The sequence below is a fragment of the Acidithiobacillus ferrivorans genome (assembly GCF_016250455.1).
Taxonomy (GTDB): Bacteria; Pseudomonadota; Gammaproteobacteria; order Acidithiobacillales; family Acidithiobacillaceae; genus Acidithiobacillus; species Acidithiobacillus ferrivorans.
Genome location: NZ_CP059488.1, coordinates 2014082 through 2030586, shown reverse-complemented (window position 1 = coordinate 2030586; position 16505 = coordinate 2014082). Strand labels below are relative to the sequence as shown.

The 16505-nt window shown below is 59.0% G+C and carries 19 protein-coding genes; 9 read left to right on the top strand and 10 right to left on the bottom strand.

Going from position 1 to position 16505, the window contains the following annotated elements; genetic code table 11:
* Positions 1 to 106: 106 nt before the first annotated feature.
* Both lptF and lptG read left to right on the top strand, forming a co-directional pair.
* The gene (gene lptF, locus H2515_RS10095; protein ID WP_041648771.1) at positions 107 to 1228 is read left to right on the top strand and encodes an LPS export ABC transporter permease LptF; all 1122 of its coding nucleotides are present in this window, start codon (positions 107 to 109) and stop codon (positions 1226 to 1228) included.
* Positions 1225 to 2298 carry an LPS export ABC transporter permease LptG gene (gene lptG, locus H2515_RS10090; RefSeq protein WP_014028632.1) on the top strand — a complete coding sequence of 358 codons (1074 nt, stop codon included), beginning with the start codon at positions 1225 to 1227 and terminating at the stop codon, positions 2296 to 2298. The genes lptF and lptG overlap by 4 nt, the downstream gene beginning before the upstream one ends.
* Here the strand turns inward: lptG and H2515_RS10085 are convergent.
* The 7 genes from H2515_RS10085 to H2515_RS10055 all read right to left on the bottom strand — a co-directional run bounded on the left by H2515_RS10085 (position 2291) and on the right by H2515_RS10055 (position 7220).
* On the bottom strand, positions 2291 to 2635 hold the full coding sequence (locus tag H2515_RS10085) for a hypothetical protein (RefSeq protein ID WP_198660004.1): 345 nt from the start codon (positions 2633 to 2635) through the stop codon (positions 2291 to 2293). The genes lptG and H2515_RS10085 overlap by 8 nt on opposite strands.
* A 14-nt stretch (positions 2636 to 2649) precedes the next feature.
* The gene (locus H2515_RS10080; protein ID WP_198660003.1) at positions 2650 to 3342 is read right to left on the bottom strand and encodes a glutathione S-transferase family protein; all 693 of its coding nucleotides are present in this window, start codon (positions 3340 to 3342) and stop codon (positions 2650 to 2652) included.
* 8 nt (positions 3343 to 3350) lie between these two features.
* On the bottom strand, positions 3351 to 3803 hold the full coding sequence (locus H2515_RS10075; RefSeq protein ID WP_198660002.1) for an EVE domain-containing protein: 453 nt from the start codon (positions 3801 to 3803) through the stop codon (positions 3351 to 3353).
* Positions 3804 to 3807: 4 nt separating this feature from the next.
* Positions 3808 to 4122 carry an iron donor protein CyaY gene (gene cyaY / locus H2515_RS10070; protein WP_014028636.1) on the bottom strand — a complete coding sequence of 105 codons (315 nt, stop codon included), beginning with the start codon at positions 4120 to 4122 and terminating at the stop codon, positions 3808 to 3810.
* Positions 4123 to 4209: 87 nt separating this feature from the next.
* Positions 4210 to 6006 carry a DNA helicase RecQ gene (gene recQ / locus H2515_RS10065; protein WP_198660001.1) on the bottom strand — a complete coding sequence of 599 codons (1797 nt, stop codon included), beginning with the start codon at positions 6004 to 6006 and terminating at the stop codon, positions 4210 to 4212.
* Between the two features lie 2 nt (positions 6007 to 6008).
* A complete protein-coding gene (locus H2515_RS10060; protein WP_198660000.1) occupies positions 6009 to 6848 on the bottom strand; it encodes a symmetrical bis(5'-nucleosyl)-tetraphosphatase in 840 nt (279 codons plus the stop codon).
* Positions 6849 to 6851: 3 nt separating this feature from the next.
* Entirely contained in the window at positions 6852 to 7220 is a 369-nt protein-coding gene (locus H2515_RS10055; protein WP_232821335.1) for a hypothetical protein, read from the bottom strand.
* Positions 7221 to 7486: 266 nt separating this feature from the next.
* On the opposite strand from H2515_RS10055, the gene H2515_RS10050 reads away from it, so the two are divergent.
* The 3 genes from H2515_RS10050 to rpsT all read left to right on the top strand — a co-directional run bounded on the left by H2515_RS10050 (position 7487) and on the right by rpsT (position 9735).
* Positions 7487 to 8290 carry an ABC transporter permease gene (locus tag H2515_RS10050; protein ID WP_198659998.1) on the top strand — a complete coding sequence of 268 codons (804 nt, stop codon included), beginning with the start codon at positions 7487 to 7489 and terminating at the stop codon, positions 8288 to 8290.
* 18 nt (positions 8291 to 8308) lie between these two features.
* Entirely contained in the window at positions 8309 to 9316 is a 1008-nt protein-coding gene (locus H2515_RS10045) for an ABC transporter ATP-binding protein (protein ID WP_198659997.1), read from the top strand.
* 143 nt (positions 9317 to 9459) lie between these two features.
* On the top strand, positions 9460 to 9735 hold the full coding sequence (gene rpsT / locus H2515_RS10040; protein WP_035194295.1) for a 30S ribosomal protein S20: 276 nt from the start codon (positions 9460 to 9462) through the stop codon (positions 9733 to 9735).
* A gap of 100 nt (positions 9736 to 9835) precedes the next feature.
* On the opposite strand, the gene H2515_RS10035 is transcribed toward rpsT, so the two are convergent.
* The 3 genes from H2515_RS10035 to H2515_RS10025 form a co-directional block, all read right to left on the bottom strand.
* Positions 9836 to 11815 (bottom strand): UvrD-helicase domain-containing protein, encoded by a 1980-nt coding sequence (locus H2515_RS10035; RefSeq protein WP_176712603.1) that lies wholly within the window; start codon positions 11813 to 11815, stop codon positions 9836 to 9838.
* A 29-nt stretch (positions 11816 to 11844) separates the two neighbouring features.
* Positions 11845 to 12663: a prolipoprotein diacylglyceryl transferase gene (gene lgt, locus H2515_RS10030; RefSeq protein ID WP_014028644.1), complete on the bottom strand. Its 819-nt coding sequence runs from the start codon at positions 12661 to 12663 to the stop codon at positions 11845 to 11847.
* A 71-nt stretch (positions 12664 to 12734) separates the two neighbouring features.
* Positions 12735 to 13766, bottom strand: a complete 1032-nt coding sequence (locus tag H2515_RS10025) for an agmatine deiminase family protein (RefSeq protein ID WP_083091522.1) — start codon at positions 13764 to 13766, stop codon at positions 12735 to 12737.
* An 87-nt stretch (positions 13767 to 13853) separates the two neighbouring features.
* Between H2515_RS10025 and H2515_RS10020 the strand changes: the two genes are divergently transcribed.
* From H2515_RS10020 to H2515_RS10005, 4 genes are all read left to right on the top strand, one after another.
* Positions 13854 to 14567, top strand: a complete 714-nt coding sequence (locus tag H2515_RS10020; protein WP_035194300.1) for a pseudouridine synthase — start codon at positions 13854 to 13856, stop codon at positions 14565 to 14567.
* The gene (locus tag H2515_RS10015; protein ID WP_198659996.1) at positions 14564 to 15013 is read left to right on the top strand and encodes an NUDIX hydrolase; all 450 of its coding nucleotides are present in this window, start codon (positions 14564 to 14566) and stop codon (positions 15011 to 15013) included. The genes H2515_RS10020 and H2515_RS10015 overlap by 4 nt, the downstream gene beginning before the upstream one ends.
* 57 nt (positions 15014 to 15070) lie before the next feature.
* Complete coding sequence (locus H2515_RS10010) at positions 15071 to 15577, top strand: RNA pyrophosphohydrolase (RefSeq protein WP_035194486.1); 507 nt, start codon at positions 15071 to 15073, stop codon at positions 15575 to 15577.
* Between the two features lie 95 nt (positions 15578 to 15672).
* The gene (locus H2515_RS10005; RefSeq protein WP_065413637.1) at positions 15673 to 16470 is read left to right on the top strand and encodes a spermine/spermidine synthase domain-containing protein; all 798 of its coding nucleotides are present in this window, start codon (positions 15673 to 15675) and stop codon (positions 16468 to 16470) included.
* Positions 16471 to 16505 lie beyond the last annotated feature (35 nt).

Sequence of the window (16505 nt, the reverse complement as noted above, 5' to 3'; positions counted from 1 at the left end):
TGATAATCTGTAGGCTAAGGAATTCAAGATGACGTTAAGAGATGGAAAATAAGCCCCAATGGCACCGGGAATCAAGTCTTGCGAGTAATCCTCAGGGGTTGTCCGCTTGACGCGCATCCATATGCAGCTCGTGCGGAACATCACGACCTCTTTTCTGCTGACCTGCCTGGTGGTGCTTGCCATCCTGGCTATCGGCCAGGTGACCCAGTTGTTGAGGCAGGTCGCTTCTGGCCAGTTGCCGTTATCGATTGTACTGCAATTACTGGGTCTGGCAGTGCCTACGCTGTTGGTCATGGTATTACCGCTGGCTTTTTTCTTCGCGGTTTATCTGGTGTTCAGTAACCTCTATCGTTCCAATGAGATGGTGGCCATTCGCAGTACCGGCACCGGGCTGTCGGGACTGCTGCCGTCTGTTGCAGCGGTTGCGGCAGGCGTTTTTTGCCTGGAACTGATGTTGTCTCTTTCCTGGGCACCCGGTGCGCAGCGCCAGTTACAGTCCGAATCTGCGCGCCTGGCCAATGCTGCGGCCGAGGCCATGCTGCAGCCCGGCAGTTTCACGAATTTACCCGGCAATCGGGTTATTTATGTAGGGCAAGCCGTGGGTAAAAACAGTCACCGCTTCCGCGAGATATTTTTGTCTATTGCCCAGGGTAATCAACTGGACTTGGCGACGGCGGCTTACGGGGAGATCAAACCCGGTCAGGACGGTGCCCTGACCCTGGTGCTGGTGGATGGCCAACGCTATCTGGGGCAGCCAGGGCAGGACGGGTTCAAAGTCCTTTCCTTCGCGCATTATCGGGTGTTGCTGGGTAACCCGGTCACTGACGCCGCCCAGCCGGGTGGTATCAGCTGGGGGAGCGCCTCTCTCTCTCAGCTTGGGCGTCACTTGCGGGGCCCCGAGATGCGCTTCGCAGTAACCGAGTTGGAGTGGCGCCTGCTCTGGCCGCTGGCGCTGCCGCTATTGGCTTTACTGGCTATTCCGCTGGCCTACAGTGAGCCCCGGGGGGGTGGACGGGCGGCAGGCATGCTGGTAGGCATACTGTTTTTGTTGGCGATCAATAACATCGTGATTTATGTCAAAGAGCACATGATGAGTGGCAGGATGCCAATTTTTCCCGGATTATTTTGGGTACTCCTGTTGCTTTTGGTGGTGGCCGTGTACACCTTTTTCAGGCGCAGTCGCGATCTGCCGATTTTCCCCATGTGGCCGCGGCCGCGCGCGTCATGAAACGCGCCGACCGGTTGCTGTTTCGTGGCATGTTGCTGTATAGCAGCCTCGTGCTGATTATGCTTCTGGCGCTGGTTTACATCGCCCAACTGGTTGCCAAATCCTCCGGACCGGGGCATGGAGCCTGGTCTATGACGCAGCTGCTTTCCTACACCGCTTTGCAGTTGCCAGACGTGACTTATGATTTGATTCCACTGGCGTTACTGCTCGGTGCACTGGTCTGGATGAGTATCCTGAGCGGCCATTCTGAGGTGATCGCCTTACGCATGTTGGGGTGGTCGGTCTGGCGTCTGGAGCAGCCGCTGTTGCTGGTCGGGGTGTTGGGCGCTGGCCTTATGTTCGCTCTGGGAGAATGGGTAATACCGGTTACCTCACCGGCTGCCGAGGCCATGTGGGCCAATACCGATGCGCCAGGTGCGGGATTCCACAATATGGGGGCGCAGGGGCTCTGGTTGCGCTACGGTGCGCAGATTGTCCAGATTGGTGCAGTGGGTGATGGCGGGAAGATTTTGCAGAATCTGCATATCGCCTGGGTACGCCAGGGTATGGTGGGGGTGGATGCCATGACAACAGCCAGCGCGGCGACATTCAAAGAGGGGCACTGGAGCTTGCACCATGTCCAGATTTTCGCGATTACGCCCGATCAGATACGGGTGACCCGTGCTGCGGAGATGCCCTGGTCAGTCCCGCTCCTTCCGGCCACCTTGCGTAGCTTTGCGCATCCGACACGAACCATGACGCTGTTGACCCTGTGGCAAAGTTATCGGGCTTTGCAGAGCGGCGCGCTGAATATGAATCGCGTTGCCCTCGCCTTCTGGCGCAGAGTGAGTTATCCATGGGTGGGCCTGGTGATGATCTTGTTGGCGGTACCTTTTGTGACGCGCAATCCGCGCGGCGGTGGGCTGGCCGCGCGGATTATGGCGGGGCTGGTGTTGGGGCTGGGATTTCATTTCCTCACGGAGATGTCGGGATATATCAGCGTCTCCGGCGGAATACCCCCTTTAGCTGCTACTTTCTTACCTATTGCGTTCTTTGCGGCGGTCGCCGGGCTTTTGCATCGTTTCACTTGAGTGCGGCGTTACGTTGGCGAATCAATTCCTGATCAAATGCATTGTCGAGTTCCTGTGAGAGTTTGAGCACTTTGCGGAAGAGGCGCGGATCCGCGTCATCCGCCTGGGTACGCAGACGTAAGCGGGCAAGACCATCAAAACTGTGGGCGCGATCGACCAGGTCGTTGGCCGATTGACACTGGTTGCCTTGATAGAGGGCGTTGAGCACTTCAGCGGTCAGCGCATCGTCGAGTTTGTCTTCCTGTGCTGCACGGAGTGCTGCCTCCGGGGCCATGTCTTCGAGGAAGGGATATCCCAGATGCTGATTGAGAAATTGTACAAGTTCTTGATAGGTCATGGTGGACTCCGGGCTTAGAGAGAGCGGGGCATGCCGTCGTTGAGGGAAACATCACACGCTTCGGCGACACGTTGAAAATAATATTGCAAATCGATGGGTATGGTCACGCCGTCGAGTAGACGCAACAGGTGAAAGTCGGCCGTTAGGACGATATCGATCAGCGACAGGGTGCCTGTGTAATAGCGCTGTTTGGCGAGCACTTTGCCGAGTTCACGTAGACGTCCGCGGTTTTCCAGTTGCTGATAGGCACCATAGCGATCATTGGCGAGGGATTCTATAGACTGCTGAAAACGGCGTTCACATTCCTGCCGGTAAAACTCCATATCTTCGGGATCGCTGCAGATTTCTTCATAGGCGGGGAGGACTGAGGCAATAAGACGGTCACGGAGTGCGGTCAGTCCCGCACGCCACTGTACAAAAGCCTCCCATTCGGCTGCTGGAATACTGCTGTGCAGCGCCGGGCTATCTGGATAGCGTGCATCCAGGGCGGCCAGTTCAGCGAGTTTTCCCTGCTGTGCCTGACCGTCTGCATGCACCAGCACCGGCAGTTCGGCAAAGCCCAGATCAAAAGCGCTTTCCTGGTCGCGCAGGGCGCAGGGATGATCGTTCCAGTGCAGCCCTTTGGCGCCAAGGACCATGCGCAGCATCTGGCCTTCCACGGCGGACCAGTGGTGGTAGAGCGTCGGCCCGGTCGTGTTTTCCGGCACGCGTCAGCTTATCCGGCGCACTGCAGGACGTGATGCCACTGGCTGACCGTGATCGGCAAGATAGACAGGCGATTACCTTTGCGGATGAGTGGGCTGTCTAAAAACTCTGGCATGGTACGCAGGCTGTCCAGCGCAATGTGATGCGCAAAAGTCTGGCGGTAAGCCACATCTACCAAGTCCCAGCGCGGTTGCTGGAGGCTGGACGCCGGGTCGTAATGGTTGCTCTGCGGATCGAACTGGGTGGGGTCTGGATGCGCGGTGCTGACTACTTCAGCGGTTCCGACGATGCCAGGGACGGGCACGCGCGAATGATAAATGAAGACCTCGTCACCTATCTGCATGCTGCGCAGGAAATTACGGGCCTGATAATTGCGGATGCCGTCCCAGGGTTCTTGCCCGCGCTGCTGCAAGTCCTGCAAGGAGAAGGCGTCCGGTTCGGTCTTCATTAACCAGTAGGCCATGCGGTCAATCCAATGTTACGGGATGGCCGAGACGCCGGCTCAGCAGGCGGCTGACGGCATCCTCCAGGGATTCCCCGGTCTGGCTATTCCGCCATGTGCCATCTTGCTGCGCGAAACGCGCCGGACCATCGCTGCAAGCCAGCCAGACCTGTTGCACCGCTTCCTGACGGTTGATGATGATCTGACTATCATCGGGCAGGAGTAAAGTGAGTACGCTGTCCACGAGATCGCTCTCCACTTCGGGAGCACTGGCTTCTATTCGGCTCAGCAGATCATTGAGGGTATTTTCGACGGTGACGGCGAAGCTCTGTACGTTCATGGTGCTATCCTCGGTCATCGCTCTATGATGAGACCTGCCGGGCTGCAGGGCAAGTTGTCGTCGGCGTGCCGGTTCCGCAGGAAGGCTTTATGGACGCGGAGCACGATGCAGTATCTTCAGGAAGGACTCCCCGTAAGCCGCCAATTTGCGCGCGCCGATGCCGGGGACGGTAGCCAGCCCCTCCAGGTCGCGGGGGCGCCGTTGCAGCATTTCCATGAGGGTGGCGTCGTGGAAAATGACGTAAGGAGGCACGCCCTGCGCCAGGGCCAGTTCGCGGCGATGCTGGCGCAGGGCTTCCCAAAGATCGGCATCCTGGAGTGCAACTTCCGAGCGTTTGTCGCGCTGCTTGGGTGTCGTGCTTTCATGCTGGCGCAGCGTCAGTTTTTCCTCGCCGCGCAGGAGCGGACGACTGCTTGGGCTGAGGCGCAGTCCACCGTGACCCTCGGCATCGACTTCCACCAGTCCACGCAGTAAGAGATGGCGAAAAAGGGCGCGCCAGGCGTTGGCGGAGAGTTCTTTGCCAATGCCGTAGACGGTCAACTGGTGATGGCCCCATTGCTGGATGCGCGGGTCTTCGCGGGCGAGAAGCACGTCGACCAGATATTGCACCCCGAAGCGCTGACCGGTCCGATGGATGGCAGAAAGGGCTTTTTGGGCAGCGACGGTGGCGTCCCAGGTGGCAGGAGGTTGCAGACAATTATCGCAATTGCCACAGGGTAGGGCGAGGTGCTCGCTAAAGTAGCCGAGCAGGGTCTGCCGTCGGCAGTCGGTGGTTTCGCAAAGGGCGAGCATGGCGTCCAGTTTATGCCCTTCCATCTGTTTGCGTGGCAGGTCGGCTTCCGATTGCTGAATCATTTGCCGTAACTGCACCACATCCTGCAAGCCATAGTGCATCCAGGCCTCGGCGGGCAGTCCGTCGCGTCCGGCGCGGCCGGTTTCCTGATAATAGGCCTCAATGCTCTTGGGCAGGTTCAGATGGGCGACGAAGCGGACATTGGGCTTATCGATACCCATCCCGAAGGCGATGGTGGCGACCATGATTACCCCTTCATCCCGCTGAAAACGTTGCTGGTTGCGGCGCCGCTCGTCGGCGCTCAGGCCGGCGTGGTAAGGCAGGGCGCCGAGTCCCTCGCCTTGCAGCCATTCGGCCACTTCTTCGACGCGCTTGCGGGACAAACAGTAAACGATGCCCGCCTCGCCCGCGTGGCGGTCGCGGATGAAGCGCAGCAAGGCGTTGCGCGCGCCCTGACTACCGCTGTGGATGTGGTAACGGATATTGGGGCGATCGAAGGAGCGGATAAAGACGGCAGCCTTCTGCAACGCCAGTCGCTCGATGATTTCCTGGCGGGTTTTTGAGTCGGCGGTAGCGGTAAGGGCGATTCGCGGCACCTGGGGAAAGCGCTCATGCAGCACCCGGAGCTGCAGATATTCCGGGCGGAAGTCGTGGCCCCACTGGGAGACGCAGTGGGCTTCATCGATGGCGAAAAGATTGACCGTGCTTCTTTGCAGCAGGGCGAGGGTGCGTTCCTGTAGTAAGCGCTCCGGGGCGATATAGAGCAGATCAATGGTACCTTGCAGCAATGCCTCTTCGGTGGCCCGCGCTTCTGCGGGGCTGGCGCTGGAGTTCAGGGCGGCCGCCGCTACGCCTGCCTGACGCAGGGCATTGACCTGATCTTCCATGAGCGCTATCAACGGAGAAATCACCACGCCGACGCCTGCCCGGGCGATGGCGGGAATCTGATAGCACAAGGATTTGCCGCCTCCAGTGGGCATGAGCACCAGCGCATCTTTGGCCGCCATCAGGGTCTGGATCACCTCTTCCTGTGGCGCCCGGAAGGCATCATAACCGAAGGTATGGCGGAGTATTTCCAGGGTGGATACCAATTTTATTTGTTATCCGGTTGCGCAAACATCGGGCAGGATGTCTGGTAAATCACGGGTTCTGTGCCATCAATACGGGCGGCACTGAGTTGGCGGCCCCAGACGCAGCCACTGTCCAATGCCAGCAAACGTGGCTGCACCAGCAGACCCTGGGTGGCCCAGTGACCGCAGATGATGGCGCCAGAGGACTGCTTTTCAAAAAAACGCTGGTGCCAGGGCGCAAACTCATGGGCAGTGTCCTTGGGCGGCGTGTTGGGCCAGCTAAAAAAGCCTTTGGCGGTCACGTAGCGGGCTCGGGTGAAGACGGCGACCCGGAAACGCTGTGCCTCTTCCTCGTTGCGGCAATCCTGCCAGCGGTTGGGTGCCGGCGCTGCCCAGAGTGATCGCATGAAACGCCGCCAGTGACGATCATGCAAGGCGTTTTCGACGGCATCGGCATGACCTTGCGCGGTTGCTATGTCCCAGTCGGGATGGATGGCGGCGTGGACCATGGTCCATCCCAGTTGTGGATCAGTATGCAGTAACGGGCTGCTGCGCAGCCACTCCATCCATTCGTCTACCTGGGGGTCGGCCAGCAAGAGGGCGAGGGTGTCACTTTTTTTTGCCGAGGTAATGCCCGCCCAGCGCGCGAGTGCGTAGAAATCATGGTTACCGAGGACGACCCGCACGCGCTCGTGCCAGGTGTAAAGTCGGTTGATGAGTACGTGGCTGTCCGGCCCCCGATTGACGAGGTCGCCCGCCAGCCAGAGCTGGTCTGTTTGCGGTGTAAAGCCAATTTGCTCCAGCAGAGCGCTAAAGGGTGCATAGCAACCCTGCAGGTCGCCCATGGCATAGATGGCGTTCATATTTTAGAGCGTGATGACCTGATCAGAGAGCTTCATCTGGCGAACGAGGGTTTTCATGCTCGCCATTTTAATGCCGGGAATTAAGGCCCGGTTTTCAGTTGTATGCAGCCATTCGAGACCAATCGCATGCATTTCGGCCCCTAACTCTTGGACCTCCGCGATGAGGTCATGGTGGACACGCCACCGCGCTCCCGGATTTTCCGAATGGAGTGCTAGTGATGCGGCCCCTTCTGCCAGAAATACACTGACCACGATCTCATCGGCGACGGCTGCCGCTGCCATGCGCAGGCCTTGGAGAACGGGATTGCCGCTGGCGTCCGGATGGGATCTGATGAGAATGGTCCAGTGCATGGTCTTTATGCTCTTTGTCATCGGTAACTCTTCAAAATCTTGTAGGTTGGCGTTCCGTTTTGGTGTATGTGTATAAGCTTAGCATGAAAATGCCCAGAGGGAGATTTTGTCTGGCATGGTGCCGGCGCGCGCTTGACCCTTGTCGTAGTCACCGATATAAATCGATTTTGGAAATATCCAATGGAGAACAACGATGCGACTTTGGATGCGGAGCGTGTTGTTTATGGCAGCGTGCATGGTCCCGGTGTTCGCTAGGCTGCCCATGGCAGGCCAAATGGGAACGCCGCTTGCGTGATGCGGCGGCTCTCGCCATTGTCGCGTCACGCCAGCCACCCGCACGCTGGCTGGCGACGCTGACGGCGGCCGCTGTGCTGGTTTTTCTGCTGGCGCCCTTTGCGGCACTGGTTTTTGCCACGGACTGGCATGATTTTCACTTCGCTCCCGGCGATCTCGGCGCTATCCAGGTTTCCCTGCTGTATAGCGGTCTGGCGCTCATGCTGGTGGTGCTGGCGGGGACGCCACTCGCCTGGTGGCTGGCGCATTGTCATTATCGCGGCAAATGGCTGGTGGATGCGTTGCTCTTGCTGCCGCTGCTGACACCGCCCCTGGCTATGGGTATTTTGCTGAGTTCCTTTTACGGGCCTTATGCACCGGTGGGTGGCTTGTTTCGGCAGGCGGGGCTCTATCTGACCAATACCGCACCAGCCTTTGTGCTGGCACAGATCTACGGGGCCATGCCCTACTATGTACTGGCGGCGCGGGCAGCCTTCGAGGGAGTATCTGAAGAGCTGGAGCAGATCAGCCGTACCCTGGGGCGCAACCGCTGGCAGACCTTCTGGCTGGTGACGTTGCCGCTGGCACGTCTGGGGCTGACGGCTGGGGTAGCGCTGGCCTGGGTACGCGCTATGGGGGAGTTTGGTATAGTGCTCATTGTGGCGTATTTCCCGCAGGGTATCCCGGTCAAGCTTTGGGTCAATCTGCAGGATATCGGATTGAGTGCGGTTTACCCCCTGCTCTGGGTTTTCTTTCTGGTCGCGGTACCTTTACCGTTGTGGTTGGGGTTGCGCTCGCGTCGGCAGGGGATGTTTTGATGGTGCTGTGCTAAACCCATGGACATTCGCTATCAGTTAGAAAAGCCGGTCATGCTGGATGTTCAGATGCAAGTGCGGGATTTCACCGTTCTCCTCGGCCTTTCCGGAGAGGGCAAGACTTTGCTGCTGAAGGCCATCGCTGGCTTGATTCCAGCGCGTGGGCATCCTTTCGCCGGACTTGCTGCCGAGCGGCGGCCCATCGGCTATTTGCCGCAAGGTTATGCACTTTTCCCGCACCTGCGGGCTTGGGAGAATGTCGCCTTTCCGCTGCCCAGGGGCGCCGGTCGCCGTGCGCAGGCGATGAATTTGCTGACGCGCGTCGGGCTTGCCGATCTGGCGGAGCGCTCTCCGGCGGCGCTCTCCGGCGGGCAACGCCAGCGGGTGGCGCTCGCCCGCGCTCTGGCCCGGCGTCCTGAATTGCTGTTGCTGGATGAGCCCACTTCGGCGCTGGATATGGCCACTCGCGATGAAATTCTGGACGAACTCATCCGTGAGGTCCACGACTTTGGGGTGCCGGTGCTGGCCGTGAGTCATGATCCACACCTGGCGATGCTCGCCGATCATATGGCCGTATTGCTGGATGGGCGCGTTGTGCAGGAGGGACCTCCCCGTGAAGTGTTTGCGCGACCCGCCACGATGAGGGTGGCACGTTTGCTGGGGTTTCGTAATTTCCTGACGGGACGCGTTGCGGAGATAGAGCGATCCGGAATGGTGGTAGCAGGAGCCGACTGGCGTTTGCGTGCCGGCTTGCAGCACGGCATGCATCCGGGTATGGCGGTGACCGTGGCCATTCGTTCCGAGGACCTCGTGCCGGGTGGAGCGCTGGGTGGAGCGGCGCCGAATGTCCTGAAATTGCAGGTCGCGGCACTGCGCGAGGAGGGGGTTGCCTTGCGCGTCAGAATGGAGGGCACTTTGTGTCTCGATATGCTGTTACCGCGCAGGCAGTGCGCAGGCCGGTCGCTGGTGGTAGGCACCGAGCTGTGGGTGCAGGTGGCACCAGAGCATGTGCATGTAATGGCGGAGTAATTGACAGCAGGGCATTCAGCCCTGCTGTTGCCGCGCCGGGGGCTTTTCGTGGTGTGTTGATATTGACAGAGCTGGGCGATGGCGCCAAGATACGCCTCTTAATTTCCCGCAGACGCGGGATTGTAGATATGGAGAGTACAAAGTTGGCCAATACAGCTCAGGCGCGCAAGCGCGTATTACAAAATGAAAAACGGCGCTTGCACAATGCCAGTTTGCGCTCGCGCCTGCGCACTTATGTGAAGGGTGTGCTGAAGGCCGTTCATCTCGGCAATCAGGAGCAGGCACGCAGCGCATTGCGCGCTGCGGAGTCGGTCATCGACAAAACGGTGAGCAAGGGTGTGGCACACCGCAATATGGCAGCGCGCACCAAGAGCCGGCTCTCGGCTCGCGTCAAAGCCATGGGTAACGTCGCTGGGTAAAGACAGGTAAGCTCCCGCAGCCCGTGCGGGATACAGAGCAGAGGGGGCGATCCGGTTGGGTGGATCGCCCCCTCGCTTTTGTGCGTGGCGGAGGTGCTTATCAGGTTTTGCCGAGCATTCCCCGCAGCCGGGCGAAGGCGGCAGCCGGATCCATTTCTTCTTCGGGGTCCTGATCGCCCTGCCAGTCCAGGTGCTCTTTAGGGATTTCCTGGAGGAAACGGGACGGCTTCGGATGGATATCCTGGCCGTAGCGGCGGCGTTTGCGACAGAGACTCAGCGTCAGTCGGAAGCGGGCGCGGGTCATGCCGACGTAGAAGAGGCGGCGTTCTTCTTCAATCTGCTCCGGGGTTTCGCTGTTGCGGTGCGGCAGCAGTTCTTCTTCGGCACCCACCAGAAACACCTGGGGAAACTCCAGCCCTTTGGCGGCGTGCAGGGTGGACAGGCGCAGTACATCACGGTCGTCGTCCTCCGCGCGCTCCAGTACGTTGAAGAGCATCAGGCGGTTGAGTATTTCCGCGAGGGTTTGCGGGCCTTCGTCCTGTTCTTGCAAGCGCTGCATCCAGCTCAGAAGTTCTTGAATATTCTCCCAGCGCCGCCCTACATCTTTTTCGTCACCTTCATTCTGTAAATACTGCAGATAGCCGATTTCTTCGGGTAGGCTCTGCAAGGCCGGGATAAGCTCGGCTTTGTCCACTTCGTCGGCCTTAAGATTCACCCAGCCGGCGAAGCTGTGCAGGGCAGTGCGCGCCTTTTCAGGTAACTCCAACGCCTCTTCCCAGAGCGCGGCGAAGAGCGAGAGATTGCGTTCCTTGGCGAAGGCGCCCAGGCGCTCCAGTGTGCTGCTGCCGATGCCCCGCCGTGGGGTGTTGACCGCACGCAGGAAAGCGGGATCATCGTCAGGGTTGACCAATAGCCGCAGGTAGGACAAAAAGTCCTTGATTTCACTGCGCTCAAAGAAGGAGAGGCCGCCGGATATCTGGTAAGGAATCCGGGCATTGCGCAGGGCCGCTTCAAAAGGGCGGGCCTGATGGTTGCTGCGATACAAAATGGCGTAATCGCGGTATTCCCCTTGCCGTTGAAAGCGGTCGCGGAGTATGGCGTTGACTACTTGCTCTGCCTCGTCAGTCTCATTGGCGCAGCGCAGGGCGCGGATGCTGTAGCCATCGCCCAGCGTGCTCCACAGGCGTTTTTCAAAGAGGTGAGGATTTTGCGCAATGACCGCATTGGCGGACTGGAGAATGCGGCCGGTGGAACGATAGTTCTGCTCCAGTTTGACCACCTTGAGGTTCGGAAAATCCTGCGCGAGTCGATGCAGGTTGTCCGCGGCAGCACCCCGCCAGGAGTAGATGCTCTGGTCATCATCTCCCACCGCTGTCAGGTTGTGGCGGGTGCCCAGCAGCGTCTGCACCAGGCGGTACTGCGCCCCATTGCTGTCCTGATATTCATCCACCAGCAGGTAGCGGATGCGGTCCTGCCAGTCGTGGCGGGCTTCTGCGTTGTCTTGCAGCAGGCGGGTGGGCAGGAGGATGAGGTCATCCAGATCCACCGCGTTGCAGGCACTGAGGGAGCGCTGATATGGCGCGTATATATTGGCGGCCTCCTGGCCGAGACGGTCATCCGCATGCGTTTCCTCGGGGAAGAAACCGTCATTCTTGAAGCGGGAGATACGTGCCTGAATGGCTTCGGCGAGATCGCTGGGGCCGCTGGCCTCGCGCAGCAGGTTGCGCACCATCCCCAAGCTGTCGCCAGGGTCAATGACGCTGAAGTTGCCGCGATAACCCAGGCGCTCTATGTCTTTGCGCAGGATTTGCAAGCCGAGATGATGAAAGGTGGAAACCATCAGGCCTCGGCTGTTATGGCCCTGCAAAGCCTCCGCGACGCGGTTTTTCATCTCGCGGGCGGCCTTGTTGGTGAAGGTCACGGCGCAGATGTGTTTGGGGGCTATCTGTTGCTCTCGGATGAGATGGACGATTTTCTGAGTGATGACCCGGGTTTTACCCGAGCCGGCCCCGGCCAGCACCAGCAAGGGGCCGTGGATGTGTTTTACCGCTTCCTGCTGTGGCGGGTTGAGTTCAGCCATGGGCATTAGGCAGGGCTAAGCTGCAGCAGCTAATTATCGACTGCCAATGTGCTTTTGGGTGATTCGGAGAAGCCACCCTTATAGGCCCACCAGATCACCAGCGGGCCGAGAATAATCATGGGCACCGATAAGACCTGACCCATGGTGTAGGGACCGAAGACAAAGCCCAACTGAATATCCGGCTGCCGCGTGTACTCCACGATGAAACGGAAGAGGCCATAAAAGAGGACAAACATGCCGCCGACGGCACCGGCAGGACGCGCTTTACGGCTATAGACGGCGAGAATCAGCAGGAGCAGAACGCCCTCCAGCAGAAATTCATAGAGTTGCGAGGGCTGCCGGGGCTGCGGACCACCAGCGGGGAAAACCATGGCCCAGGGGAGATCGCTGACACGACCGAAAAGTTGATCGTTGATAAAGTTGGCGAGACGTCCCAGACCCAACCCGATAGGTACGGCTGGCGCGATGAAGTCCAGCGTCGGCAGAAAGGCATGCTGTTGATGGCGTCGTGCAAATGCCCAGCAGGCGATGACGACGCCCAGGAGGCCGCCATGAAAGGACATGCCGCCATCCCAGATTGCCAACATTTTCAGTGGATTGCCGAGATAATAAGGGAGATTGTACCAGAGCACATAGCCCACCCGGCCACCCAGAATGGCGCCGATGGCCACATAAAATTCCAAGTCGACCACTTGCTCTTTGCCCCAGTTCCAGTGCGCCATACGGCCGCGCCGGATGAGCCAGACGGTGGCTATGACAAAACTGATGATTTCCAGCAGTCCGTACCAATGAATGGTGATGGGGCCGAGCTGGAAGCCGACGGTATTGATATCCGGAAAATGCAGCATAGGGGTCCTCGTAAATTCAGGCCACCATGGCGGAGCGCTGCGCTGCTGTCAAGATATGGCGCAGTAGGGCTTTAACGCGGCAACTGCATGGTGACGCAGTGCAGACTGCCGTGCTGACGGGCCAGCTCGCTGCAGGGGATCGGGATCACTTCCCGGTCAGGGAAGATGCATTGCAGGCGCTCTTGTGCAATGTGGTCGGCGGGGTCGTCGTAGGTGGGCAGCAGAACGGCGGCGTTGAGGATGAGAAAGTTGGCATAGGTCAGGGGGAGACGGTTGTCCTCTTCGTCAGACTGCGCTTGTGCCCAGGGCAGAGGGATCAGGTGGTAGTGCTCGCCGTTACGGTTGCGGAAGGCGCTGAGCTCCGCAGCCATCTGCTGGAGTGGGGCGAAATGACTGTCGTCGGGGTCATCGCAACTCTGGTAGGCGATGGTGTGCGGGTTGCAGAAGCGGGCGAGGGTGTCGATATGGGCATCCGTGTCATCGCCTTCCAGATGGCCGCTGTGCAGCCAGAGGATGCGTTCTACGCCGAGCTGGGTGCGGAGGGCGTCCTCGATTTGCGCCGCGGACCATTGCGGGTTGCGGTTGGGCGAGAGCAGGCAGGCACTGGTAGTCAACAGGGTGCCCGCGCCGTCCACTTCAATACTGCCGCCTTCCAGAACCATCCCGGAAATCTCCAGTGCTGCGCTTCCGTAAGCGCCTTGGGCATACAGGTGGCGGGTAATCTGGTTATCCAGGTCGGCGCGGAATTTGAGACCCCAGGCATTGAAGGCGAAGTCCATCAGTTTATGCTGTCCAACAGGGTTCTGCAGGATGAGGGGACCGTGATCGCGGGTCCAGGAGTCATTGCTGGGAACGGTGTGGAGATGGCAGCGCGCGAGATTGGCACCGGCGTGCTGCAGATATTTCTTGCAGACCTTGCCGCTGGTCGTGTCATGGCAGGCAATGAGTACCTCTTCGCGGAAGCTGATTTCACGGGCGATCCTGGCGAATACGGGCAACACCGCGGCCAGGCGCGGCGCCCAGTCACTATCGGGGTGTGGCCAGGTAAGTTGTACGGCGCGTTGCGGGGCCCATTCCGGGGGTAGGGTATATTTGGTCGTCATGATGCGCTCCGCTTCGCGTGATTCTGACCTGATCATAGTGGTTTAAAGGCTTTTCGTCAGCCTGTCCCCCAGGCTAAACTACGCGCTATGCAAAAATCTGCCGAACGCATTGATCATTTACTGTCCCGCCTGGGATATTGCAGCCGCTCCGAAGTGCGTGATCTGTTGCGCGAGGGGCAGGTGCGCGTGGCCGGAGAGCTGTTGCGCAAAGCCTCTGCCAAAGTGGATGCGGCGCTGGTATGGGTGGATGATGAGCCCATTGATCACCCCCATGCCCTCTATCTGCTCTATCACAAACCTTTGGGCAAGGTTTGTGCGCACGATGATCCGCGCGCCATCTATCAGGATTTCCCCTTGCGCTGGCGCTACCGGCGACCGTCGCTGAGCAGCGTCGGGCGTCTGGACCGTGAGACTAGCGGTGTCCTGCTGCTCACCGATGATGGGGATTGGCTGCACCACTGGACGAGCCCGCGCCGTGCCATTCCCCGGGTGTATCGGGTGACCCTGCAGGCGCCGTTGCGGGACGACGCGGCGGACATCCTGGGCGCGGGCACTCTGATGCTGGAAGGTGAAGAGACCCCTTGTCACCCCGCAGCCATGCAGCGCCTGACCGATCAGGAGGTCTTGCTGACCCTGACGGAGGGGCGATACCATGAGGTTCGGCGGATGTTTGTCGCTCTGGATAATCTGGTGCTGACCCTGCAGCGAGAGGCCTTCGGCCCTTTTGTGCTGGACGATCTGCCTCCCGGTCAGTGGCGTGAACTCACGGAAGCGGAGCGTACGATGGAGAAAATCCCATGATCTGGACGCCGCATGTGACGGTAGCCACTGTCGTCGAGGAGAACGGCCGTTTTCTGCTCGTGGAAGAGGTGGTGGGGGGGCGGCGCTGCTTCAATCAGCCCGCCGGCCACTGGGACCCCGGTGAAACACTGTTGGATGCAGCGGTCCGCGAGACCCTGGAGGAAACGGGCTACACCTTTCAGCCAGAATATCTGACGGGCATTTATCACTGGGAATTTCCTGAGAAAAACCTGACTTATCTGCGCTTTGCTTTTGGAGGGTGCCTGGGTCCCCGGGATATGAGCCGTGCCCTGGATACGGGCATTATCGGCCCAGCCTGGCTGACTCCGGAGGAAGTGGCGGTGCGCCAAGGGGAGATGCGCAGCGTCATGGTCCAGCGCTGTGTGGCCGATTATCAGGCGGGCAAGCGCTATCCGCTGGATCTGCTGCACGTAGGAGTGGACTGACGCTGGCCCGTCTGCGTGCTATATTGCAGCATAAACGCATCGGCAGAGACGATGAACATGATAGACGCGGACGGCTATCGCCCCAATGTGGGCATGATTATTTGTAACGAACACAATCAGGTGTTGTGGGCCAAACGCCGGGGTGAAAACGCCTGGCAGTTCCCCCAGGGCGGCATCGATTACGCGGAAACGCCGGAGCAGGCGATGTTTCGTGAGCTGGAAGAAGAGGTGGGGACGGCCAAGGTCTGTATTCTTGGCAGGACGCGGGGCTGGCTGCGCTACGAAGTGCCCTGTGCCCGTCATCGCACCTCGCGGCGCCGTTATCGTGGGCAGAAGCAGATATGGTTTTTACTGCGTTTTGAAGGCGAAGAGGCGGAAATTAACCTGCGCACCCAGCAGCCGGAGTTTGAGGACTGGCGCTGGGTGGATTACTGGATGCCGGTGAATGAAATCATTGCCTTCAAGCGCCGCGTGTACTGGCAGGCTTTGCAGGAATTGGCGCCGTTGATCAACATGGACCCGCCGCCGATGACGAATCCCTGCGGCTCTGCGGACCGATTCTGAACTAGACCAAAACAACGATGATAGAGCAGGATGGGTACGCCGCGCTCCGTCCCTGATCCCCCAGCCGGCATGGCGGAAAATGGTGCAACGAAAATATGGATGAATTTGTCGATACCTTACTCGGGCATATGGATGCACGGCCGCTGACTTTGACGGGGAACCCTTTTGCCCATGAAGGGGATGGCGAGATAACGCTACGCTTCGACTTTTCGGCCACGCAAAGTGTTATGCGCAAAGCCGACCCCGATAATCTTATTCTAGGATATACCCGGGCAATGATGGGGTTCCTGATGCTCCAGCCAAAACCCGAACGGATCGCGATGATCGGTTTGGGCGGCGGTTCGCTGGCGAAATATTGCCTGCGCCATATCCCGGATGTTGACTTCACGGCAATAGAGATCAACCCCAGTGTTATTGCCCTGCGCGACAAGTTCAAAATTCCTCCGGATGGTCCAAAATTCAAGGTGATTTGTGCAGATGGCGCGGTATATGTCCGAAACCGCTCCAAACTTGTCGATGTGCTGCTCATTGACGGGTTCAACCAGGATGGCCAGGCCCGACAATTATGCAGTGCGGATTTCTACGACCATTGCTATGGCAAACTCCGGAAGGGCGGCGTATTGGTGGTCAATATGCTCAATAGCGATAGAAAATGTGCCACCTATATTACCAGAATCCGCGAGAGATTTGACGACCAGGTCATTGTTATCGAGGCGGAATTGTTTGGGAACAGGATAGTCTTTGCGTATAAGGGAACGGATTTTCCGCTTTTGGCGACCAGGATGGAAGACCGTATCCGTGATCTGGGACCAACACATACCATTTCTTTGTACGCTATTGCACAGAAAATGATGGAGCAGATCGGGCACCACCCATTGGCGGTCCACTCGTGACGATGTATGGGTATCGTGTCATAAGGTAATGCTGA